At 65.2% G+C, this 1,332-nt stretch carries 1 pseudogene; it reads right to left on the reverse strand.

Annotation, left to right across the window (positions count from 1 at the left end):
• Positions 1 to 6: 6 nt before the first annotated feature.
• A pseudogene (locus tag D9T14_RS13220) lies at positions 7 to 1,315 on the reverse strand (ISL3 family transposase).
• Positions 1,316 to 1,332: the final 17 nt, after the last annotated feature.

The raw sequence follows: 1,332 nt of genomic DNA on the forward strand, positions 1-1,332 counted from the left end.
GGCTCTTCACAATCCAGGGTGTAGGTGTTGTCTGAATCCGCCGGTTTCGAGGAGGCTTCGGGTGATGTAGTGGGTGAGGTTGCGGAAGCCGAGGGCGGTGCCGCGGAGGTGTTCGAGGCGTCCGTTGATCGCTTCGGTGGGGGCGTTGCTGGAGCCGTGGTGGTCGAAGAACGCGAGGATGTCCCTTGCGGCGCTTGGTCAGGGTGCGGCCGAGCTTGCAGACCTCGACCAGGCTGGTGGGGACTGCTGATCCGACAGAGTCGATCAGGCGGGCCATGGTTTTCTTGCCCTCTGCTCGCGTGCTGGTGCGGTAGGCGGTGATCATGGTCTGGTAGATGCCCCACGTGGCCTCGACCTCGACGTGCCGATCATCGGCGAACAGTGCGGCCAGACGCCGTTGTTGCTTGTCGGTGAGGAGATCAGCACCGGTGTGAAGTGTTCGGCGGGCTTGGTAGAGCGGGTGGTGTTTGCGCCCGCGGGTGCCGTGAAGCTCGACTTGGACCCGACGCCGACACAGGTCGAGCGCGTCCTGGGCCAGCCGGATCACGTGGAAGGGGTCCATGACTGTCGTGGCCTTGGAGATCTCTTCTGCCGCAGCTGTTTTGAAACCGGTGAAACCGTCCATCGCGACGATCCGGATGCCATCACGCCAGGCCTGGGACTGGTCTGCAAGCCAGGCCTTGAAGGCCTGCTTCGAACGCCCTTCGACCATCGCCAGCAACCGGCTGGGACCGGTGCCGGTCGAGACAGGGGTCAGGTCGATGATCACGGTGACGTACTTGTCGCCACGGCGGGTGTGTCGCCAGACGTGCTCGTCGACACCGACGACGGCGACATCGTCGAGGCGGCCGGGCTCCTCGATCAGGACTCGTTTACCCTCGGCCAGGACGGCGTCATTCGCCGTGTTCCAGGCCACGCCCAACGCGGCGGCGATGCGGGACATGGACAGGTGGTTGACCACCAAGGCTTCCAGCGCCCACCGCAACGCCCCGTTCGACAATGATGAGCGCTGCCGTGCCGCGCTGGTGAGGTCTTGGCGCCACACGTGGCCGCACTCGCGGCACTGATAGCGGCGCAGCCGGATCCGCAAGGTGGTCGGTCGCCAGCCGAACGGCACATGAGTCAGTTCACGGACGATGGTGTCGCGCACCAGGCCGTGGCCGCCGCAGCGGTGACACCACTGATCCAGCAGGGTCGGGCGGCACAACAAGGTGGCCCGCCCGGGCCCAAGGTGCTGACCAGTAACGGTCAAGCCGAGATCGTCGAGGCGGCAGAACCAGGTCAGATCAGGCGTGGTGAAGGTAGCGTTGTCCATGTCGAGGTCCTTGGCAA

This window comes from Propionibacterium australiense, assembly GCF_003666605.1.
GTDB classification, from domain to species: Bacteria; Actinomycetota; Actinomycetes; order Propionibacteriales; family Propionibacteriaceae; genus Propionibacterium; species Propionibacterium australiense.